19 protein-coding genes are annotated in these 20,843 nt (G+C 41.6%); 10 read left to right on the top strand and 9 right to left on the bottom strand.

Annotated elements, in window-relative coordinates:
- Nucleotides 1-6 precede the first annotated feature (6 nt).
- The gene (locus RT138_RS11605; protein ID WP_313190810.1) at nucleotides 7-1,443 is read left to right on the top strand and encodes a M28 family peptidase; all 1,437 of its coding nucleotides are present in this window, start codon (nucleotides 7-9) and stop codon (nucleotides 1,441-1,443) included.
- Here the strand turns inward: RT138_RS11605 and pncA are convergent, their stop codons facing one another.
- From pncA to RT138_RS11590, 3 genes are read right to left on the bottom strand one after another with little or no spacing between them, the layout of a single operon-like run.
- Complete coding sequence (pncA, locus tag RT138_RS11600; RefSeq protein ID WP_313190809.1) at nucleotides 1,444-2,034, bottom strand: bifunctional nicotinamidase/pyrazinamidase; 591 nt, start codon at nucleotides 2,032-2,034, stop codon at nucleotides 1,444-1,446.
- A 19-nt stretch (nucleotides 2,035-2,053) separates the two neighbouring features.
- Nucleotides 2,054-2,728 (bottom strand): response regulator transcription factor, encoded by a 675-nt coding sequence (locus RT138_RS11595; RefSeq protein WP_185215809.1) that lies wholly within the window; start codon nucleotides 2,726-2,728, stop codon nucleotides 2,054-2,056.
- Nucleotides 2,729-2,779: 51 nt separating this feature from the next.
- The gene (locus tag RT138_RS11590; RefSeq protein ID WP_313190808.1) at nucleotides 2,780-4,207 is read right to left on the bottom strand and encodes a HAMP domain-containing sensor histidine kinase; all 1,428 of its coding nucleotides are present in this window, start codon (nucleotides 4,205-4,207) and stop codon (nucleotides 2,780-2,782) included.
- Between the two features lie 272 nt (nucleotides 4,208-4,479).
- Here RT138_RS11590 and RT138_RS11585 point away from each other — a divergent pair, with 272 nt between their 5' ends.
- Both RT138_RS11585 and RT138_RS11580 read left to right on the top strand, forming a co-directional pair.
- A complete protein-coding gene (locus RT138_RS11585; protein WP_313190807.1) occupies nucleotides 4,480-5,838 on the top strand; it encodes a DUF4270 family protein in 1,359 nt (452 codons plus the stop codon).
- Between the two features lie 33 nt (nucleotides 5,839-5,871).
- Nucleotides 5,872-6,837, top strand: coding sequence for a kelch repeat-containing protein (locus RT138_RS11580; protein WP_313190806.1), 966 nt, complete (start codon nucleotides 5,872-5,874; stop codon nucleotides 6,835-6,837).
- A gap of 351 nt (nucleotides 6,838-7,188) precedes the next feature.
- Here RT138_RS11580 and RT138_RS11575 read toward each other — a convergent pair whose 3' ends face one another.
- Nucleotides 7,189-8,178 carry an aspartate-semialdehyde dehydrogenase gene (locus RT138_RS11575; RefSeq protein ID WP_185212955.1) on the bottom strand — a complete coding sequence of 330 codons (990 nt, stop codon included), beginning with the start codon at nucleotides 8,176-8,178 and terminating at the stop codon, nucleotides 7,189-7,191.
- A 371-nt stretch (nucleotides 8,179-8,549) separates the two neighbouring features.
- Between RT138_RS11575 and RT138_RS11570 the strand changes: the two genes are divergently transcribed.
- The 4 genes from RT138_RS11570 to RT138_RS11555 all read left to right on the top strand — a co-directional run bounded on the left by RT138_RS11570 (nucleotide 8,550) and on the right by RT138_RS11555 (nucleotide 12,405).
- Complete coding sequence (locus RT138_RS11570) at nucleotides 8,550-9,500, top strand: NAD-dependent epimerase/dehydratase family protein (RefSeq protein WP_313190805.1); 951 nt, start codon at nucleotides 8,550-8,552, stop codon at nucleotides 9,498-9,500.
- Nucleotide 9,501: 1 nt separating this feature from the next.
- The gene (locus tag RT138_RS11565; RefSeq protein ID WP_093101186.1) at nucleotides 9,502-10,227 is read left to right on the top strand and encodes a YebC/PmpR family DNA-binding transcriptional regulator; all 726 of its coding nucleotides are present in this window, start codon (nucleotides 9,502-9,504) and stop codon (nucleotides 10,225-10,227) included.
- 121 nt (nucleotides 10,228-10,348) lie between these two features.
- Nucleotides 10,349-11,602, top strand: coding sequence for a hypothetical protein (locus RT138_RS11560; protein WP_313190804.1), 1,254 nt, complete (start codon nucleotides 10,349-10,351; stop codon nucleotides 11,600-11,602).
- A gap of 59 nt (nucleotides 11,603-11,661) precedes the next feature.
- Nucleotides 11,662-12,405, top strand: coding sequence for a DeoR/GlpR family DNA-binding transcription regulator (locus tag RT138_RS11555; protein WP_185212958.1), 744 nt, complete (start codon nucleotides 11,662-11,664; stop codon nucleotides 12,403-12,405).
- Here the strand turns inward: RT138_RS11555 and RT138_RS11550 are convergent.
- The 3 genes from RT138_RS11550 to RT138_RS11540 are packed head-to-tail and all read right to left on the bottom strand — an operon-like array spanning nucleotide 12,402 to nucleotide 16,328.
- A complete protein-coding gene (locus tag RT138_RS11550; RefSeq protein ID WP_313190803.1) occupies nucleotides 12,402-13,523 on the bottom strand; it encodes a CapA family protein in 1,122 nt (373 codons plus the stop codon). The genes RT138_RS11555 and RT138_RS11550 overlap by 4 nt on opposite strands.
- The gene (locus RT138_RS11545) at nucleotides 13,501-14,874 is read right to left on the bottom strand and encodes a hypothetical protein (protein ID WP_313190802.1); all 1,374 of its coding nucleotides are present in this window, start codon (nucleotides 14,872-14,874) and stop codon (nucleotides 13,501-13,503) included. The genes RT138_RS11550 and RT138_RS11545 overlap by 23 nt, the downstream gene beginning before the upstream one ends.
- Entirely contained in the window at nucleotides 14,874-16,328 is a 1,455-nt protein-coding gene (locus tag RT138_RS11540) for a lipopolysaccharide biosynthesis protein (protein WP_313190801.1), read from the bottom strand. The genes RT138_RS11545 and RT138_RS11540 overlap by 1 nt, the downstream gene beginning before the upstream one ends.
- 124 nt (nucleotides 16,329-16,452) lie before the next feature.
- On the opposite strand from RT138_RS11540, the gene RT138_RS11535 reads away from it, so the two are divergent.
- A complete protein-coding gene (locus RT138_RS11535; RefSeq protein WP_313190800.1) occupies nucleotides 16,453-17,370 on the top strand; it encodes a sugar transferase in 918 nt (305 codons plus the stop codon).
- Between the two features lie 2 nt (nucleotides 17,371-17,372).
- Here the strand turns inward: RT138_RS11535 and RT138_RS11530 are convergent, their stop codons facing one another.
- Together RT138_RS11530 and RT138_RS11525 are read right to left on the bottom strand one after the other, a co-directional pair.
- On the bottom strand, nucleotides 17,373-18,065 hold the full coding sequence (locus RT138_RS11530; RefSeq protein WP_313190799.1) for an FkbM family methyltransferase: 693 nt from the start codon (nucleotides 18,063-18,065) through the stop codon (nucleotides 17,373-17,375).
- A 1,070-nt stretch (nucleotides 18,066-19,135) separates the two neighbouring features.
- Nucleotides 19,136-19,360, bottom strand: coding sequence for a hypothetical protein (locus tag RT138_RS11525; RefSeq protein ID WP_313190798.1), 225 nt, complete (start codon nucleotides 19,358-19,360; stop codon nucleotides 19,136-19,138).
- 511 nt (nucleotides 19,361-19,871) lie between these two features.
- Between RT138_RS11525 and RT138_RS11520 the strand changes: the two genes are divergently transcribed.
- Complete coding sequence (locus tag RT138_RS11520; RefSeq protein ID WP_185212963.1) at nucleotides 19,872-20,624, top strand: glycosyltransferase family 2 protein; 753 nt, start codon at nucleotides 19,872-19,874, stop codon at nucleotides 20,622-20,624.
- Complete coding sequence (locus RT138_RS11515) at nucleotides 20,605-20,841, top strand: DUF3820 family protein (RefSeq protein ID WP_313190797.1); 237 nt, start codon at nucleotides 20,605-20,607, stop codon at nucleotides 20,839-20,841. Before RT138_RS11520 ends, RT138_RS11515 begins: the two co-directional genes overlap by 20 nt.
- Nucleotides 20,842-20,843: the final 2 nt, after the last annotated feature.

Below are 20,843 nucleotides of genomic sequence, written 5' to 3'. Positions count from 1 at the left end.
TTTATTATGAAAAGAATTTGCCTAATCTGCCTTTTATTAAGTTATCAGTTTGCATCAGCACAAGATAATCTGAAAACCGACTTCCAGCGTATTTATGAAGATATCAATACCAATTCGGAAGCCTATGAACGTTTAAAATACAGTACCGAAAACCTAGGGCATCGCTTAACGGGTTCTGAACAGGGCAAGAAAGCCGAAGAACATGTGTTCAACCTATTGAAGTCCTATGGTTATGAGGTCAAGTACCAACCTTTTTCCGCGCAGAGCTGGGCTCGTGAATCGCTGCACCTCAAGCTCAACAACAGCGAGGTTCCTACCGTATCTTTGGCACATTCTCCTGTCAAGGTCGATATCACCGCGGATCTAGTCGATCTAGGCAATGGCCTGGAGGCCGACTATCAAAAGGTTGGCGACAAAGTCAAGGGGAAAATTGCCTTGGTCTACCTGCACATTCTCCCTAATTCCGGAGAGAACCTAAAAAATCTACACCGTTCCGAAAAAACAGCCTTAGCAGAGAAATATGGCGCTAAAGGGATTGTATTTATCAACAGTGTGAAGGGCAATGTGCTACTTACTGGTACAGCTTCCATTACCGGGAAATTGATCGATATCCCAGCGATCTGTATCGGATTCGAAGATGGTATGAAATGGAAAGAGACCTTAGCTAAGGAAAAGGTACAGGCCGAGATCAATATGCGCAATAAGGCGGAGGAAGCAACGGCCAGGAATATTATTGTTTCCATTAAAGGTTCTGAGTTGCCCGAAGAAAAGATTGTTATCGGGGGCCACCTAGACAGTTGGGACCTAGCGACCGGAGCTATTGACAATGGTTTGGGATCCTATGCGATTATTGATATGGCGAGAACTTTCAAAAAGCTGAACCTAAAACCAAAGCGTTCCATTGATTTCGTCCTCTTTATGGGCGAGGAACAAGGCTTGTTGGGTTCAAAAGCCTATGTAGCCGAAGCTATCAAGAATGGGACATTGGGTCAGATCAAATATATGTTGAACTTTGATATGACCAATGCGCCTACAGGATTCTCGACAAGTAGGGATGAAATGATGCCATTATTGGATTCCTTGGGTGGAATATATGCCGAAGTAGATACCGATTTTAAGAATAAAAATGCCTCAGGGGCAGGATTGCACAGCGATCACCAGCCATTTATGATGCAGGGGATCCCTACAGGATCTGCAACAGGAGGCAAGTTGCCTAACAATGCCGGCTTATATTACCATTCTGACAATGACGTTTTCAGTCTGGTTGATAAAAAGGGATTGGAGCAGACCGTAAAAGTAGGTGCAGCCTACCTATATGCCTTGGCCAATGCCAAAGCAATTCCAGCACAACGATTTTCGGATGATGAAATTGTGAAATTCTTGGAATCTAAAGGATTGAAAGAGCCTTTAATGATTTCAGGAGAATGGCGTTGGGGGAAATAATTAGATTAATGAACCCCCTGCCTGGATAAAGGTGTTTTTCTTTTCCATGAAAGCACCTTTATCTATCGCTTTTGTTGCCTTGGAAATAATGCTGGTCTTGAAACCTTCCGAGATTGCATCCATTGCCGTAAAGAATACACAGAAGTCTGCCGCTAAGCCACATACATGAACTTCGTCAATCTTTCTTGCCTTCAAGTAACCGGCCAATCCCGTGTCTTTCCTTTTGCCATTATCATAGAATCCGCTATAGCTATCAATTCTAGGGTCCATGCCCTTTCTGAAGATGGCCTCAATTCTGCTGCTATCTAGTTCTTCAGAAATCTGTGCACCATAGCTTTCCTGTACGCAATGGTCTGGCCAAAGGACTTGTTCAAGGCCGTCCAGATCAATGACCTCAAAGGGCAATTTGCCTTCGTGCTTGCTGGCAAAGCTCAGGTGGTCTTGGGGGTGCCAATCCTGCGTTGCAACCACTAAATCGTAATCTTTTTGGATACTGTTTATAATAGGGAGGATTTCATCGCCTTTAGCTACTTCCAATGATCCGCCCGGTAAAAAATCGTATTGAACATCTACAATAATCAGTGCCTTCATAGTTCTAATGTAATAAAAATTAATCGACCGACAGCATATAGCCAACCCCACGGATATTGCTGATCTTGATCCGTTCATCCTGAGCGAGGTATTTCCGGATGCGGCTGATGAACACATCCAAGCTACGGCCGGTGAAATACGTGTCATTGCTCCAATAGGTACGGATGATTTCGTCCCTCGGGACAACCTTATCCTTGTTTTCGATCAATCTCTTCAGCAGTTCAGACTCCCTATAGGAGAGCTTTTCGGTGGAATCCCCAATGCTGAGGGTGTTTTTTGCACTATCGAGGGTGTAATTTCCGAGAATCAATTTGCTAGGGGACATGCTTTGTCCCACCTTTTTGAGCGCAGCTTCGATCCGGACAATCAGTTCTTCGATTTTAAAAGGTTTCCGGATATAGTCGTTGGCCCCTAATTTAAAGCCCTTGACCACATCTTCCGTCTGGGTCATCGCAGTCAGGAAAATTATGGGCGTGAGCAGGTCGGTCTTCCTGATCTCCTTGGCCGTCGTGAATCCATCCATGATAGGCATCATCACATCCAATACAATAATGTCCGGTTTATACTTGTTATGGAATACAATAGCCTGCTGTCCATTCAGCACATGCCGAACTTCAAAACCATGTTCCTCCAAACTGTCAGAAACAATCATGGCCAGGCTTTCCTCGTCTTCTACATATAAGATGTTTGTCATTTCCCTAATTTGAATTGGCTAACCAAAATGCCCCCATTCCAATACATGGAATTAGGACTGCTTTGGTAAATCTATAACAAAAGTACTGCCAACTGCCTCTTCGCTGCTCAAATCTATAGTCCCTTGATGTTGCTGTACGATTTGCTTGACATAGGCAAGGCCTAGCCCGAAGCCTTTCACATTGTGAATATTGCCGGATGGCACCCGGAAAAACAGATCGAACACCCCTTTTTGATAGGCTTTGGGGATTCCTATGCCATTATCTTGTATAGAAAGTCTGTATCTGTCCCCGTTTTCAGAAAGTGCGATATTTATTTTCACCTGATCTCCAGCATACTTGATGGCGTTGTCGAGTAGGTTATTGATGACGTTTTTAATATGGGCTTGATCCGCAAAGATTTGGAAGGAGTCCCCGGTAATCGTTTTTTGGATATCTACTTCCTTTTTGGCAAACAGTTTAGCGTTCTCCATCGATTCATCGATCAAATTGTCGAGGTCAAACCAAGTCTTTTCCAGCAAGACGCCGTTAGTTTCAGCGACATCCACCTGCAACACCCTTTCTATCATGTCAGATAGGTGCTCCAGTTCCTGACGGGAAATCGATAGGTACCTATTCATCCGTTCCTTGTCATCCTTTGCACCATAACGCTGTATAGACTCTATGGCAGCCATTACCGTTGAGACAGGTGTCTTTAGCTCATGGGTCATGTTGTTCACAAAGGCTTTCCGCATCTTGGCCAATTGGTTCTGTTTGCGGATGGTCACCAACAGGGTCCAGAATGTTCCGATCAATGCAATGATCAAAATTAATGAGAATAAAAGCTGCCAACCGATCTGCTTTAAGAGGTACACGGTAGGATTGATGTAATCTACTTCGAGATAAAGGTTTTCGCTTTGGTCGATTACAATGGGCCTAGATTTACTTTCCTTATAGCGTTGGTGGTAAAATTCCTTATTGCGCTCCTCTTCATTGGGCAGATTTGATATCTGCAATATAAAAGGCGAGTACATGTCCCTTTCCCGTAATGATTTTTCCAGGCGAATCTGCAAGGAGTCAATGGTGGCCTCGTTCCAATTGATGGTGCGCACGACATAGGATGAAATAAAATGCCGGCTCATCTTGCTCTTGGAATTGCCTGTGGAGTCACTTCCGTTCTGTCGATCGTTCTTGCGGTTGAAGTTCTGGTTCTCGAAGATGCTTTTTATGGTATCTACATTTATTTGCGGATATTTTTCTTTAAAAGCAATGGATAGCCTATCAATTCTGTCCTTACGTTGATTTTGGTTTTCCTTCTGGATCTGCTCCTCGTTTTCGCTGTAAAAGTCCTGAACCACATCAAATAGCTCATGTTCGGTCATTCCCAAAAAGAACTGTTTATGGCCGAAATAACTTCCAAATAACCAAAAACCCAGCACAACGATAATCCCAGCGATGGTGAGGACAATGGAAGCGAGCAATATTTTATACTTTTTTAACATAATTAAAACAAATTTAAATTAGTAGATTTGCTCCGCATAAATATTGGTGGGCTTTTAACAAATTATAACACTGATTAACAAAGTGCTACTTAAATTGTCGCATTTCTGCTTAATAATACGTTATTTGCTCAATAGATTTATGCTGCTTACAAAAGATTTTTCATGGAAGAAGTCAATTAAGTCCATTAATCATGTTTTTGGATGTGTATTTTAACATTTAATAACATGGGATAAACTTCTGCAATCCATACTTTTGCTAGACTAATGATTTTATGATTAAACAATTACGAATTATTCTTTTTGCTACTCTTGGTTTAAGTGCACTCTTTACAATAAGTTGTGATAAGGATATGTCAATCTCGTTGGATAACGACAATCTTGATAACCTAAACGTAACCTCAGATGATACGCTGAGTGCTACCGTTTCAACCGTGCAGATGCCAAATATCCCTACCTCAGGTAGCGGAGTGGTCTTGGTAGGTAAAGTTTCACAACCAACCACCGGTAGTTTGAAGTCTACTTCATATTTCCGACTAAACCCTACAGGTATAACTAGTGATATCCCTACAAATGCCAAATTTGACTCCTTAAACTTAGTGTTGGTACCAAGTTATTGGAGGATTGCATATGGTGATACCACGAAACTTCAGACCATTTCTGCACACCGATTGACCCAATCTTTAGAAACAAAAACTATAGATAATTCTTTCAATGGGCAGCCAAATCCATTCTATATTACTGGACCGGCAATTTTTGGCCATCAAAAGTTCAGTTATGCAGCAAATGAATTGGGTTCTGTAAAGTTCTTACCTAAGAAGTCTAAGAAAGATACGGTTTCCATGCGCTTGAATGATGCATTGGGTACGGAGTTCTTCAACAAGATCAAAGCTTCTGATATTGCATTCAATTCAGCTTCCAATTTCCAGGAATACTTTAAAGGCTTGAGTTTGGTTTCTGCCGAAACGAATACAGCGATTATCGGTTTCTCTGACACCCTACAGGTTAAGGTTAACTATTCTTATCTGGGGTCGGATGGTTTCAAGAAAACCGGATCTAAGGTGTTGAACATGACCGAAAAGACTTTCCAGTACAATCAATTTGACAAGGATGTACAGGGTACAGTATTTGAAGGATTGAGTTCAACCCAAGCCCTTGAGAGCAAGAATACGGCTGGAATCACCTATTTACAAGGTGGAACAGGTGTTGTTACTGAAATCAAGTTTCCTGCTTTAAAGGAATTCTTGGCCCAACAGGGACTGGCTGTCAATAAAGCAGAACTGATTATTGAATTAGAAACCTTGCATACCGGTTATATGCCAGCTATTCCAAACCCAATATTAATGATTGCTGATAATAGGATTCCACTTTCTTATGTGCATCAGCCATTTGGAAGGGACCCTCAATTTGCGCAATACATTAAATCAGATAATTTAGGAAAAAAAGGTAGGTATACTTTTAATATGATTGAGTATATTAAAAATACCACGGATGCAGAATGGGGTAATAAATCTTTATTCTTATCCATGTTCCCGACCGCAGGTCTAGGTTTTACACCTTATACCAGCGTTTTGGCGACACAAAACAATGAACCGAAAGTTAAATTAAATATCGTATATACAAAATTTAAATAGTCTATGAATAAGAGAAATTGGCTTGTACTACTTTTGATAGGAGCCTTCGCAATTACTACATTTAACTCATGTAAAAAAGAGGAATCAACAGATACAGATACTGGTCCAACTGAATGGGAAACATCTATCGTTCTTACAGGTAAACCAAGAAATGGTGCTGCAACATTTACAATCAATGACGTAGCTTATTTAGTGGGTGGACAAATGAAAAATAATGAGTTATTAAGTGACTCTTATTCATTCGACGGTACTTCTTGGACTAAAAAAGCAGAATTCACTGGTCCTAAAAGACATAGTGGAGTTGGTTTTGCAGTTGCTGGAAAAGGATATGTAGGATTAGGTTTTGGAAATGACGGGGTTACTTCCGGACCTCTAAAAGATTTTTATCAGTATGACCCTGCAACCAATGCATGGAAAAAAATTGCTGATTTCCCAGGTGATGCTCGTCATTCTGCAGTTGCATTTACTTTAGGTAATGCAGCATACGTAGGATTAGGTGGTAATAATGCTACTGATGAGACTTTCTCAGATTTCTATAAATATGATCCTGCTACAGACAAATGGACTGAAATTGCTACTTCATTCAGCAACAAGAAAATGGGTGCTTATGCATTCGTGATCAATAATGTAGCTTATGTAGGTGGTGGTATTTCCAATGGTGTTCCAACGAATGATTTCTATTCATTTGATGGTACTAAATGGGAAAAGAGAAAATCTCTTACTGAAGATAACAAAGATGCAAGACGTGTCAATGCAAGTGCATTTACTATTGGCAACAATGGTTATGTAGTTTCTGGACGCTCTCAAACTGGTGTTGTGAGTACAGTATGGAAATATAACCCAGCTGAAAACGCATGGTCTGATGGTAGCGAATCTATCCCTTCAGCTCGTGAAAAATCAATTGCTTTCGCAATCAAAGGAAAAGGATACATCAGTACTGGTAATTCAGGAACTGGTTCTTTCTTCGATGACACTTACGTGTTCACTCCAGTTAGATAATATTTTTATATAACGATAGAAAAGGGATGTCCTATAGGTCATCCCTTTTTTATTGCATTTAGGTTTTCAATCCCAATTGTTAAACTAGATAAGACCTAATTTCAGAGGGTCTTTTTTTTGAGAGTTACATACTGAATAAAGTTTAGTCTCATTCGAGACATATTCCGAATTTTCCGAATGTGTCTCGAATGAGACCAAAGCAATACCCGAAGCCACAGCTCCATTTTTTTAGGATAGTATGGGGTTCAAAATCTCCAGTAATGTCCGAATGTGTTAGGCTATGGCTAAAAGAAAAGTGGCAACCTTTATCGGGTTGCCACTTCTGTTAAATCTTGAATGATCTAGTATTTTTTAGATAAGTCCTTTAGCAGATAAAAGTTCTGCAACTTGAACCGCATTGGTTGCTGCACCTTTACGAAGGTTGTCGGCAACTACCCATAGGTTCAATGTTTTCTCTTGGGTCTCATCTCTACGGATACGGCCAACGAATACTTCGTCCTTACCGTGTGCATCTTTAGGCATTGGGTATTCTAGGTTTGCAGGGTTATCTACAACCACTACACCTTCTTGAGCTTCAAGAGCTGCACGTACATCTGCCAAGTCGAATTCGTTTTCAAACTCGATGTTTACCGATTCAGAGTGACCACCGATTACAGGGATACGTACAGTTGTAGCCGTAACCTTGATGGAATCGTCGCCCATGATCTTGTTGGTTTCTTGGATCATCTTCATTTCCTCTTTCGTGTACCCATTGTCTTGGAATACATCGATATGAGGAATTACGTTCAGGTCGATCTGATAAGGATAAGCTTTTTCGCCTTCCACGCCATTACGCTCGTTCATCAATTGGTCAACAGCTTTTACGCCCGTACCGGTTACGGATTGGTAAGTAGAAACTACAACACGTTTGATTTTATATTTTTCATGCAAAGGCTTCATCACGACAACCATTTGAATGGTTGAGCAGTTCGGGTTTGCAATGATTTTGTCTTCAGCAGTCAATACATCGCCATTTACTTCTGGCACGATCAATTTCTTGCTCGGGTCCATACGCCAAGCGGATGAGTTGTCGATAACGGTAATTCCAGCTTCCGCGAATAGGGGTGCATATTCCGTAGAAGTGCTGCCGCCAGCAGAGAAAAGAGCTACATCAGGTTTAAGAGCAATAGCTTCAGATGCAGTCACGACCTTATACTTCTTTCCCTTGAATTCGATTTCCTTACCCTTACTTCTTTCAGAAGCAACAGGAATCAATTCTGTAACTGGGAAATTACGTTCCGCTAACACTGTCAACATTTCTGACCCGACTAGACCAGTCGCGCCTACTACTGCAACTTTCATAAATAATATTTGCTTAAAATTTTAATTATTATTGATTTTCTTAAGGTAACAAACATACTAAATAAACCTGAACATTTTTGGAATATTTTCGCTTTTAATAATTGATTATCACTATGATGGAATAAAGTTCAACAAGATTTGGCTTTTGATGTAAAACGTTCAGGTAAATCGGGTTTTCGTTGACAATGTTTCATTGAAAAATTGGTTTTACAGACCGTAAACGCCCGAATGCTTTTTGAATGTAAAAAATTAAATCATACGTTTGCGCAAAATGCTGGGAAACATCATATTCAGGCATTTAATTGGTAATTTCGCCATATTATTTTAGAAGTTCTTGAAATAACTAAATTTATAAAACTATCATTTCTATAATGAAAGAAGTCATTTTGATGATCGGAGCCAATGGTCAGATTGGTTCAGAGTTAGCTGCAGCATTGCGAATCAAGTTCGGAAACGAAAATGTTATCACCTCAGATATACGCGAACCCAAAGAGATTGCCGACGGTGAGATCTTTGAAACATTGAATGTATTGGACAAAGAAGCGATCAAAGCTTTGATCCTAAAATATAAACCTACCCAGATTTATTTATTGGCAGCGATGCTATCCGCAACTGGGGAGCAATATCCACAGAAAGCGTGGGACCTGAACATGAATGGTCTCTTGAATGTATTGGACCTAGCGGTAGAATTGGGGATCAAGAAGATCTTCTGGCCAAGCTCCATTGCGGTATTTGGTCCACATTCACCTAAAGAGAACACTCCTCAATATTGTGTGATGGATCCTAATAGCATTTATGGGATCAGTAAATTGGCTGGCGAGCGTTTATGTGAATATTATCATAATAAGTATGGTCTGGATATCCGCAGTGTTCGTTATCCGGGCATTATCTCTTGGCGAACCGAACCAGGAGGAGGTACCACGGACTATGCAGTACATATCTTTTTTGAGGCAATCCGCCAAGGGAAATACACTTCCTTCCTGAATGCAGGAACCGAGTTGCCGATGTTGTACATGGATGATGCGGTTCGAGGCACCATTGAGTTAATGGACGCACCATCAGCGGGTTTGACGATCCGTTCCAGCTACAATCTTGCGGGGGTTAGTTTTACTCCGACAGAAATTGCTGAAGAAATTAAAAAAATTCTCCCTAATTTTGAAATCTCCTATTCAGACAATGATCCGCGTCAAGCAATTGCTGATTCATGGCCAAAGAGCATCAATGATGATCAAGCAAGAGCAGATTGGGGCTGGAAGCCGACATTTGATCTGGCAGGGATGGCAGAAGACATGCTGGAGAATCTTAAAACAAAACTAAAATAAAATGGGTAGAGCTTTCGAATTTAGAAAAGAAAGAAAATTTAAACGCTGGGCCAAAATGGCCGTTCAATTTACGCGTCTTGGAAAAGAAATTGCAATCGCAGTAAAAGAAGGCGGTCCTCACCCGGAGAACAATTCCCGCTTACGTACCGCAATCCAAAATGCTAAGGCAGTGAACATGCCGAAGGATCGTGTGGAAGCGGCTATTAAAAGAGCCTCTGAGAAGGATTCAAAAGGTTACGAAGAATTTGTATACGAAGGATACGGTCCTCATGGAGTTCCTGTATTGATCGAAACTGCTACTGATAATACCAACAGAACAGTGGCAAACGTTAGAAGTTATTTTACCAAAGCTGGTGGATCCCTAGGAAAAACCGGATCCCTGGATTTTATCTTTCAAAGGAAATCTGTATTCCGCTTTCCGGCTACCGATGAGCTCGATGTGGAAGAACTTGAGTTGGAATTAATCGACGGAGGTCTGGAAGAATTATATGTGGAGGCTGATGAGGAAGGAAACGATATTATCGTGGTACAAACTTCCTTTGAGGACTTTGGAAACATGCAACGCCTTTTAGAAGAAAAAGGGATTGAAGTTTCTTCCGCTAAGACAGAACGTATTGCTTTATCGCATACGACTCTGTCTGAAGAGCAAGCTGCTGACGTCCTAAAATTGATCGATAAGATCGAGGAAGATGATGACGTTCAAGCGGTATATCACAACATGGACTAATCCAGATCAGGATATGAAAACACAAAAAGAGGGCTTGCCCTCTTTTTGTGTTTTTACACGGGGGGATTTGAAGAAAGTTCAGTTCCTGTGCGTTTTTTGGTCTAAATGTATACATTTGTATATGCTTTCGTTCACCGAGTTTTTCACGAAAAAGAAAATTGACATCAATGCTTTGCAAAAAGCGAAGCCTGAACTTTATCAAGAATTTGATAGAGATTATGCTTTGATGGGTGAAAAGAGTTTTGATCATAGCAAGAAGTTCTGGTTCAATAGACTTAGAAAAGATTACCTCTTGAAAGAGATCGAAATCTCGGAACCGAAGAAAGCCGAAATCAAAGTAGAACCGTCTGCCACAGCTGCATCTAGCAGCACTGCGCCAGCCGCTGCCAAACCAGCAGGATTCCGTCCTAAGTTTAAAGCTGCTGTCAAACCTGTTGAAGAGAAGTCAACGGAAGAAACAGAGTCTAATCCAGCTGCCAAAGCGCCGACAGGCTTTAAGCCTCGTTTTAAGGCCGCTGCTCCTCCCGAAAAGCAGGATGACCTAAGCGGCAGCAATGAGGGAGATAAGCCAACTGAAGCGATTAAAGAGGCTGAGGAGACGGTAGCCAAGCCAAAAGGCTTTACACCAAGGTTTAAAGCAGCGAACCTACCGAAAAAGGTAGGGGAAGAAAAGCAGAAAGATACCGAAGCGGAAACATTGGCAGAAAATGCTGTAGAGAACAAGGAGGCTGTTGAGCCTGCGAAACCGAAAGGCTTTACGCCAAGGTTTAAAGCAGCAAACCTTCCTAAAAAGGTAGGGGAAGAAAAGCCGAAAGATACCGAAGCGGAAACATCGGCAGAAAATGCTGTAGAGAACAAGGAGGCTGTTGAGCCTGCGAAACCAAAAGGCTTTACGCCAAGGTTTAAAGCAGCAAACCTTCCTAAAAAAGTAGAGGAAGAAAAGCCGGAAGAAGCCCAAGCGGAAACATCGGCAGAAAATGCTGTGGAGAACAAGGAGGCTGCTGCTCCTGCGAAACCAAAAGGCTTTACGCCAAGATTTAAGGCGGCAAACCTGCCTAAAAAGCTGGAGGAGAAAGAGGATTCCTCTTCCGATTCTGAACCTGAAAACAAGCTACAGGAAGATCAATCTGCAACAGATGTTACAGAAGCTAAACCTGCAGAAGAAAATACATCTAAGCCTACTGGCTTTAAACCAAGGTTTAAGGCTGGTGTTACCAAAACGACAACTAACCAGGAGGACAAGGATCCCCATCCTGAGCAATCAAGTGCTCCAACTGAAGAACCATCTACCCAAACAACAACAACAAAACCAGTAGGTTTCAAGCCGCGTTTTGTGGCCAAGAAATCATCAGATCAAAAAGATAAGGAGGATTAGAAAGAATATGGATAATCCCATTTATTTTATATTTTTAATTTCAAAAGCGCGTATAAATTATGTTAAAAGAAGAAAGGCAAGCCTATATAATACACCAAATCAACATACATAATAAAGTTTTATCCTCAGATCTGAGCGTTCAGCTGAATGTTTCGGAAGATACCATTCGTCGTGATTTGAACGAACTGGCGGAAAGTGGTAAAGTTTTGAAGGTATATGGAGGTGCATTATCTAAGTCTTTTCAATATCCCTTCCAAGAGGGGAATGTATATGCCAAAGAAGCTAAAAAAGAGATTGCTTCCAAGGCTATTTCGTTGATTCAAAGCGGTATGACCATCTTGGTAGGTGGGGGAACCAGTATGATTGAATTGGCACGTTTGGTTCCAAAAGATGTTCAGTGTACCTTTTTCACGATCAGTCCTTTAGTTGCATTGGAGTTGGCGGAGAAGGAAAACCTAGAGGTCTTCCTTTTGGGCGGAAAGCTTTCCAGGAACACAAATGTTGTGTCAGGGTCGCAGGTAATCAATGAGTTATCAGATATCAAGGTCGATCTATGTCTGTTGGGGACGAACAGTCTTTCTGTAGAAGAAGGGGTGACCGATTCCGATTGGGAAGTTGTTCAGATCAAGAAAGCGATGATCAAATGTTCGCAGAAATTAGGGGTACTGAGTATTGTCGAGAAATTGAATTCCAACCAAAAGCTTAGGGTTTGCCCATTAAAAGATATTACTTATCTCATTACGGACTTAAATCCTAAGCATCCAAGTCTAGAAGAATTCAGTAAACAGATAACCATTATTTAATTTGGTTTTTTTCCAAAGGTCTTTACACGAATGGCTCTCTCAACGAGCCATTTGTTGCTTTCGATAAAGAGGTTGTGCCAGAGCAGGTTATAGTTTATCCTGCGGTTGAATAGGGTTCTCTTTGCGTGTTTCAGTAGCTTAAAGACACTGTATCCCGCCAGACCGTTAAATGGTTTGGCATAGTAGGAAGCATGGTGTTTCTTCCATTCTTCAACAGCCTTTTTATTGACATATTCCACATACTCTTCATTTGCCAACTTAGCAGAGAGCGGCTTAACAAAGTCTGCGGACAATTTTTCGTCCTTCAATTCCACCAGATGCTTTTTCTTTTCTACAATATGTAGGAAGTGCTTGCTCAGCTTTTTGTTTTCGAATTCGAGTTCCAGTACGCCGCCTACGTTCCATTGCGGGTGATTTGCAGGATATTCAAAATAAAAGTTACCAAGGCTATAGGCGATCAATTTACCGTTATATTCTTCTATGCCCTGAACGACATGGGGATGGTGTGCGATGATGACATCAACACCTAAATCAATCAATTCCTTATAGCGTTCCTTCCATTCCGGAATGGGCACATCCAATAGTTCGACCCCAGCATGAATTTGAACGATCAGGATATCCACTTGTTTTCGGTAATGTTGGATATCGGCGTTTACCCGCTTGGCATTGACCCAAGCATGACCGACTAATCGGTCGCCATTTAATGCGCCATACCCATTTTCTCCATAAGCCAAGAAGCCATACTTTACCTCATCAAGAGTCCAGGTTTTTAAGCCATAAGCCTCTTCCTCAGAACCCACACCTAAGATTTCCTGACGGGGAAATAGATCCATCGTTTTGAGCAGGGCTTCTTCGCCGAAATCATAGATATGGTTGTTGGCTAGTGAAAAGCAATTGAAACCGAGTGCCTGCAGCCAAGTTGGAGCGTTTTTGTTTTGGGCGACGAGGGGACCTGTTTTATGGATCGGCTGTCCAACGCCTTGGATAGGAGCTTCAAAATTGCATGATTTTAGGTCTGCAGATTTAAATAATTCCTTCAGGCTAGGAGAAAATTGTGGTGCTTTTTCACAGACAATATCTCCAACAAAGACAAACTTATGCTTGGATGTTGCTTGCATTTCTTTTTCTCAATAAAGTTTCAATCGGTTTGATTGTAATATAAGCAAAATAAGCTTCCAATAAATCGTTTTTTGCACCCAATAATTTCAAAACGCCCTTAACCTTAGGGGTATGCATCAAAGTTTGGAAGATTTTTTCCTTTCTTCCGATATGCATGACCTTTTGGTTGATCCAAGCTAAGTATTCAGGGTTCAGGCATTCCTTCAATAGATTTACATCTAAAGGGCTCAAGGTTTCGTTCAGCAGAGCGTAATAATTGAGTGAATTCTGATAGGTGTACCTATGTTTTTCCTCTTCGAACAGGAGGTTGTTTTTTCTGAAGAAATCCCTTTGCCAAGCACGGTTTTCCCTTCTCTCCTGCGGAAGGTTCAGCATGGAAATGGCAATATCCTCATCGACGAAAGGAGAATAGCCTGGATAGCCCATTTTTGCAGGTACCGAAATTAAATATTGCAACATCATCATCTTGGTCCGCATGGCGGTGATGATACGGTATTCAGGGGAATCTAAATGTTCTTTCTGTCGGTCATAAATAGGCTCGACGATGCCACTATAGTCAATATTCATGGCTAATTTGGAATCGGCGCTCATGCCATGGGTATATCCAAGTGTACGGTAAGAGGCAGCACTGTCTATCATGGGAACTTTGACGGCTCCTGCCCAGGCATCACCGATAATTCCGCTTAGAAGCTGCATTGGATTGCCTGCCTCCAATTGTTTGATCTTGTCATAGAATTCCATATGGTAGGTGCCAGAGGCAGCAACAGCAGGACCAAACTGATCATACCATTGATCCATATAGACATTGAACTTGCCTAGGGGAATCCTATTCCACTGGGTGTGCAATCTTTTGGAAAGCAGACCGGCATAAACGGCCTCGCGCGACTCATCCTGATTTAAGGAGGTGCCATAGGTATAGGCATGGATCCTGTTCTTGTCCTGCAAAAGGACGTTCATCAGCCTAGAATCAAAGCCGCCGCTGGTCGGGATCAGGATATCATCCTTAAATCCATCCGCCCACTTGTTGAGTGCGGAGCTAAGTTTGTGTAAGACATCATCCTCATGAGATTTCTTGCCCAGCAGCTTTAAGGTATCATCATCAGTCTCTTTTATGGAGAGATTTCCGTTTTCAAGAATTAAAACCTGGTTGGGCAATAGGTATTTTACGTCTTTGACTGGGGTATGTCCAAAAACGCTATAGCCAAAATCTAGATATGCTGCTAAGCCTTCTGGGTCAATTTCCAGATTGGCATAATCAATGACCTCATTGACGTCCTGACTGTGTTTTCCGGTCTTAAGATTATAGAATACGGTTTGATAACCTACCCAATTTCCTTTTGCAACTTCCATTAAGATTTTTTCGCTAATTTCTTCTTTAACATGCCCAAGATTTCCAACCAGATATCATTTTTGATCATATGATTGGCTCCAACATAAATAACTACGAATATAAGGCTTTGTACTATGATGAGTAGCAAGTAATTCGGTATTAGGTTAAAATAGAGCGGTAAATAAGCCAGTCCAGCCGCTATGATGGAAATCAGGGTCGTCGGTAAGAGGTCTTTCACCTGCATGAACAGGTTGTAGCCATAAACCCTACCGCTCATGACTGCTGCAATAATATAACAAATGATCCTAACGGCAACGAGGCCAAGGGCAATCATGACCAGACCATGTCTGTAGGTGAAAAACAGGGTTATGATAGCCAAGGAAACCTTGGTGATTTCCAAGATCAGGAAAAGCTTAGAGCGCCCTTTGATATTCAGGAAATTCGCATTCAGATCGGTCAATGAAGTGAAGATACTGGCGAAACATAATATCTGGAACAATAGTATCGATGATACCCAGGTGTCCGTTAGGAAGAAAACAAAACCTGGTTTGGCCACGGCAATGGCCAGAAAACTGATCGGCATCAAAGCGAATGCAAGGCTAGATAGTGTTTTTCTGCTGGCATTCAAGTACCTTGGGAGGTCGTCTTGGATAGGGGTCAAGGTAGACAGAGTCGTTCCCTGTAAAATAGCGGTAATGGTCTGTCCTGCTGTTTCTCCCCATTTATTACCTTGGTAATAGTATCCTACTTGGGCAGGAGTGTAAAATTTTCCGATAAAGGAAGCATAAAAAGGAGAGAGTACCTTGCCCAACATGTTTGAAACCATAAAGGAAAGGGAGAACGAAAGATGCTTTTTTAAGGATGCTCCACTGAAAGCGAAATTTACTTTCCAATCGCCCCACATCCATAGCATTACCGTTCTGAACAGGGTGTACAAAAGAGGTTGTAAAATCAATGCCCATACTCCATAACCCAATAGGGCAACAATGACCACAATAATGCCTGCAAAAAGGACGGCCAATACATTGATTCTGGTCGTTAAATGGAATTGAAACTTCTTGAGGATCTTAACGTATTGTACAATACTAAAAGATTGGATAATAATCTGCAGGAACAAGACCCTAGCATAAAGGGCAAGGTTTGGGATATTGTAGTATTTTTCGATATAAGGGGATGCAAAATAGAGCATCAGGTAGATAATGGCACTTACGGAGAGGTTGAAGATGAACATGGAAGAATAGTCCAATTCATCCACTACCTTGGTCCTGACCAACGAAGTTGCCAATCCACTATCTACAAAGGTTGTCGCAATAATGGAAAATATCGCCAGGGCGGCGATCACAGCAAACTCATCGGGGCTTATGATCCTGGCCGTAATGATCGCGACGATGGTAACGATGGCCTGATTGCCGAATCGATCCAAGGTATTCCAGAATAGCCCGTTGATGGTGATGTTTTTCGTGTTTTCGCTCATGTATTGGATTAATCAACAAATTTAGGAAAGATTCTTGTACAGCATAAGAAAAAAGCATTATACTTAATGCATTACGAGATTTACTCATATATTTGATTTAGAATAGATTGATTTTCCTTTTCACATGCTAGCACCAATCGCTTTATTTGTTTACAATAGACCCGTACATACCCGTAAGACATTATCCGCTCTTGAGGCCAACAGTTTGGCGGAGCAATCCGATATATACATCTTTTCAGATGGGGCAAAAACGGCCCAAGATATCGAGGCGGTCAACCAAGTGCGTTCCATCATCCGTGAACCTTGGAAGTTTAAGCACATCTATATCATCGAACGCTCCCAAAACAAGGGACTTGCCAACAGTATCATCGAGGGGGTAACCCAAGTGGTGCAGAAACATGGAAGGATCATCGTTCTGGAGGATGACCTGGAAACCTCCAGTTTTGCCCTTCAGTACTTCAATGATGCGCTCAACCATTATCAAGATCAGGAAAAGGTGATGGAGATTTCGGGCTATATGTATCCCGTGGAGAAACCCAAGAAACTGCCGCAATCATTTTTCTTTCGGGTAGCCAATAGTTGGGGCTGGGCAACATGGGATAGGGCTTGGCAACATTTCAATCCCGATATTGAAGAGCTGACCAAGGATTTTACCCGTAAAAAAAGGAAAGCTTTTAGCGTGGATAACTCCGAGAATTTCTGGAAGCAGGTCAAGCAATTCAAGGCCGGCAAAATTAATTCCTGGGCAATCCGTTGGTACCTATCGGTTTTCAACAAAGGCGGACTGGTCCTGTATCCCCGGTTTTCATTTATCCAAAACACGGGAACGGACGGTTCGGGGACCCATTCGGATGTTGATAAGGTCTATCGGGTGGAGCTTTCCAAAAAGCCTGTCCGCAAATTCCCGGTGATCATAGAAGAAGATCCTTTGGCATTCCAAGCCATCAAGCATTTCTATAAAAATCGCAAGGGGACCTTTTTTGAAAGGTTGGCGAAATTCATAGAAAAGAAGATGTTGGAGCGTAAGATGCGTAAGCTGTAAGGTTATTTCTCTTCTAAATTCTTAAAGAATAAAGTCCTTTTGGTTTTTGCAACCAAGGCGTATCCTTTGTCGAGCATCAATTGAAAGACTTCAGATTTGTCCAGGTCGGCAATGGAAAGCTCTTCTTCGACTAGGACAAAGCTGGGCCTATACCGTTGCCAATCATTGCTGTTCAAGACAATCAGGTCAAATCCTTCGGCATCTACAGATAGGAAGTCGATCTTTTTTCCTTTTGGCAGGTGCTTTTGCAAAACCTCTTTTAGAGGTAGTGTTGGTACGGGAATAGTCTTTATCAGGTGGTATTTAGCATTCAGGCCATCCCTTTTTTCAGATATTTCTTGGGAAAATCCGTTCAATGCGGGTTCGTTGAAACAATAATAGGTCAATTCTTGTGGGCTTTCGCTGATGCCAATATTGAGGTTGACATCTTTGGTCCTAAACCATCTGAACCATTTCATAGCCTCAGGTGAGGGCTCAATGTTAATTCCACGCCAGCCTTTCTTGTAGAAGTACATGGTGTTGGAGAATCTATAGGGATGATGGGCACCTACGTCTACATAAAATCCTTTGTAGTTTTTTCGTCCTTCATAAAATCCTCTAAGGACCATGTCCTCGCCTTCTTGTGAAAATGAACGTGCATGGAAAAATTTATGGATCGGGAAATAGTTTAAGATAGCTTTCTTGATTTTAGACATTGGGCCAAAGCAATTTATAATCGTTAATATTTTGGAATCAATGTACAATTATTTTTTTTCAGGTAGGGTAGTCGGGTAAAAAATTTAGGAGCATTTAACAGTTTTGTGGATGAATGTTGATTCCTTTTGAAGGGTTCTTTGTGCTTTTTCGGAAAAGTAACCAAACCGACGAAGGAGCTCAGGGAAAACAATTCTCTTTGTTACTTTTGGAGCCCAAAAGTAACCAAAAGGCTTCGGCTCATTTAAGATGGCTTTTCGCACGGTCATCCGCACATGAAAAGAATGCCTTGTTGTCGGGAATATCTTTCAAAAGATCATCCCATCAAAAGGGATGATCTTTTGAAAGCATTCCAAGGCCAATCCCATCGCACGGGGCAACGGCATTCTTTCCATTTTTCCGCCATTGGAAATGAGCCGGAGGCTAAAACGCTTCCTTCGGAAGGATAATGTTTGTAGAAAACCCCCAGAGGGGGTGGAATCTTTGTAGAGCCTGGATGTTTGATATGGCCAACCCACAGCGTGGGTGAAATGTTTTTCAATAATTCCTCTTTATGGGTTTAAAACAAAAAAATAGTTTCCTCATCTTACGATTACGGAATGACAAACACCTCTAAAAAAAACAAAAATAGATTCTTCGCTGCGCTCTGAATCCCTCTTTAGCGCATTTTTATTCTGAACGATCAGTGAGGAATCTGTACGGTTGTCTACTACTATGCGTGTCATGCTGCACCGAAGGTGCAGGAACTGTACGCCAATACCATTCTTAGCTTTCTTATCTTGGATAAATTCTGAAATATTCCGAGACCCTTCGTTCGTACCAATAACAAGTTTGATAGAACTGTGTTTCTAGGCATTCAGGCCCATGTTTATTTAGCAGAAGATATATCTAGCCGCCATACATCCCCAGCGGGGATGGATTATTTATAGGAATTGGATGTTTGATATGGCAAACCCACAGCGTGGGTGGAATCTTTGTAGAGCCTGGATGTTTGATATGGCAAACCCACAGCGTGGGTGAAATGTTTTTCAATAATTCCTCTTTATAGGCTTAAAACAAAAAAACAGTTTCCTCATCTTACGATTACGGAATGACAAACACCTCTAAAAAAAACAAAAATAGATTCTTCGCTGCGCTCTGAATCCCTCTTTAGCGCATTTTTATTCTGAACGATCAGTGAGGAATCTGTACGGTTGTCTACTACTATGCGTGTCATGCTGCACCGAAGGTACAGGAACTGTACGCCAATACAATGAAGGTTTGCATTGTTCGGAGATCTTTCTTCGTACGATGACATGTTTGTTAGAACTGTGTTTCTGGCCATCTAGGCCCATATTTAATTTCCAGAAGATTATCCTTTTGCAATATACTGCCCTAGCAGGGCAGAATTATTTTAGCAATGGTATTGAACAAAACAGGAGTAGCGAAAAACTGATGTTCGATTAATCGAACACCAGTTTTTCGCTACTTACAGGCTAACGTGCCATGCCAGCTAAAATAATGGAACCCCGATGGAGTTCTATATTTATAAAATAAAAGAGCTAATATATTTTCATTGCCAACATGCTATCATCACCTTCCGATAAATTTAATCCAAATTTTTTCCTTCGTCAGGACAACAGCATGGTGGGTAACCGAAGGTTCAGGAAAGTACGCCAATACAATCAAGGTTTGCATGGTTCCGAGACCCTTCGGCGGGGCCTCAGGGTGACACAAAAGATATTGATAAAGATTTCAGGCTCGCTGCGTTATTAACGTTCAAATGCCTATTTTTGCAAGGTTAACAAATATTAATAATACCCTTAAGCATGGCTTATCCTAAGGTTTCAATCATTACCATTGTTTACAATAATGTTAGGGATATCGGATTTACCCTAGCCTCTGTAGATCAGCAGACCTACCCCAATATCGAATATATTGTGGTGGATGGCAAGTCTACGGATGGAACCCTGGATGTCATTGCAACGTATAGGGATTCGATCAATATCTTGGTTTCTGAAAAGGATAATGGCATTTACGACGCGATGAACAAAGGCTTGGCCCTTGCTACGGGCGATTATGTGCTGTTCCTGAATTCGGGGGATGAGCTTTTTGCTCCCAATACCTTGGAAAAAATCTTTGGCAATGAAGACCATGCGGATATCTATTATGGAGAGACCAAGTTGATCAATGAGGACCGTGAGATTATTGGGGACCGTCGTCATAAAACGCCGGCTCATTTCGATTGGCAATCCTTTAAATATGGCATGAATGTCTGTCATCAGGCCATCTATATCAAGCGCAGCTTGACAGCTCCTTATGATCTGCAGTACAAATTGAGTTCAGATATAGATTGGGTGATCCGAGCGGCCCAAAAAGCGGACAAGATCGTGAATGTGAAAGATTATGTTGCCAAATATTTGGTAGGCGGGATGTCACAGCAGCGACATAAGCAGAGCTTGAAGGAACGCTACGAGATCTTTAAGAAATACTATGGTTTTGTTCCTAACCTAATCAACCATGGTGTAATCGCCATGCGCCTTCTGGTACATCGATTTAAGCATGGCAAAACAAGAGACTAATTTTTTAAATCCCAATATTTTGGTTGAACTGGCCAACAGTAGGATGCCCTTTGGGAAATACCAAGGATACCTATTGATGAACTTGCCGGAGCCGTACTTGGCTTGGTTCAAACAGAAGGGTTTTCCGCCGGGCAAAATCGGGATCCTGTTGGAAACCCTCTATGAAATAAAACTCAATGGTCTGGAGTATTTATTGAAGCCATTGGTCAAAAAGTGATG

Source organism: Sphingobacterium sp., from assembly GCF_032065005.1.
Lineage (GTDB): Bacteria > Bacteroidota > Bacteroidia > Sphingobacteriales > Sphingobacteriaceae > Sphingobacterium.
This window is presented reverse-complemented; position numbering and strand designations above follow the sequence as displayed.

Coding starts and splice junctions, on each gene's coding strand:
- RT138_RS11595 (WP_185215809.1), bottom strand. CDS start 2,728: ATGACAAACATCTTATATGTAGAAGACGAGGAAAGCCTGGCCATGATT.
- RT138_RS11515 (WP_313190797.1), top strand. CDS start 20,605: ATGGCAAAACAAGAGACTAATTTTTTAAATCCCAATATTTTGGTTGAA.
- RT138_RS11570 (WP_313190805.1), top strand. CDS start 8,550: ATGAAAGAAGTCATTTTGATGATCGGAGCCAATGGTCAGATTGGTTCA.
- RT138_RS11540 (WP_313190801.1), bottom strand. CDS start 16,328: ATGAGCGAAAACACGAAAAACATCACCATCAACGGGCTATTCTGGAAT.
- RT138_RS11555 (WP_185212958.1), top strand. CDS start 11,662: ATGTTAAAAGAAGAAAGGCAAGCCTATATAATACACCAAATCAACATA.
- RT138_RS11525 (WP_313190798.1), bottom strand. CDS start 19,360: ATGTCATCGTACGAAGAAAGATCTCCGAACAATGCAAACCTTCATTGT.
- RT138_RS11535 (WP_313190800.1), top strand. CDS start 16,453: ATGCTAGCACCAATCGCTTTATTTGTTTACAATAGACCCGTACATACC.
- RT138_RS11565 (WP_093101186.1), top strand. CDS start 9,502: ATGGGTAGAGCTTTCGAATTTAGAAAAGAAAGAAAATTTAAACGCTGG.
- RT138_RS11575 (WP_185212955.1), bottom strand. CDS start 8,178: ATGAAAGTTGCAGTAGTAGGCGCGACTGGTCTAGTCGGGTCAGAAATG.
- RT138_RS11560 (WP_313190804.1), top strand. CDS start 10,349: ATGCTTTCGTTCACCGAGTTTTTCACGAAAAAGAAAATTGACATCAAT.
- pncA (WP_313190809.1), bottom strand. CDS start 2,034: ATGAAGGCACTGATTATTGTAGATGTTCAATACGATTTTTTACCGGGC.
- RT138_RS11530 (WP_313190799.1), bottom strand. CDS start 18,065: ATGTCTAAAATCAAGAAAGCTATCTTAAACTATTTCCCGATCCATAAA.
- RT138_RS11550 (WP_313190803.1), bottom strand. CDS start 13,523: ATGCAAGCAACATCCAAGCATAAGTTTGTCTTTGTTGGAGATATTGTC.
- RT138_RS11520 (WP_185212963.1), top strand. CDS start 19,872: ATGGCTTATCCTAAGGTTTCAATCATTACCATTGTTTACAATAATGTT.
- RT138_RS11545 (WP_313190802.1), bottom strand. CDS start 14,874: ATGGAAGTTGCAAAAGGAAATTGGGTAGGTTATCAAACCGTATTCTAT.
- RT138_RS11590 (WP_313190808.1), bottom strand. CDS start 4,207: ATGTTAAAAAAGTATAAAATATTGCTCGCTTCCATTGTCCTCACCATC.
- RT138_RS11605 (WP_313190810.1), top strand. CDS start 7: ATGAAAAGAATTTGCCTAATCTGCCTTTTATTAAGTTATCAGTTTGCA.
- RT138_RS11585 (WP_313190807.1), top strand. CDS start 4,480: ATGATTAAACAATTACGAATTATTCTTTTTGCTACTCTTGGTTTAAGT.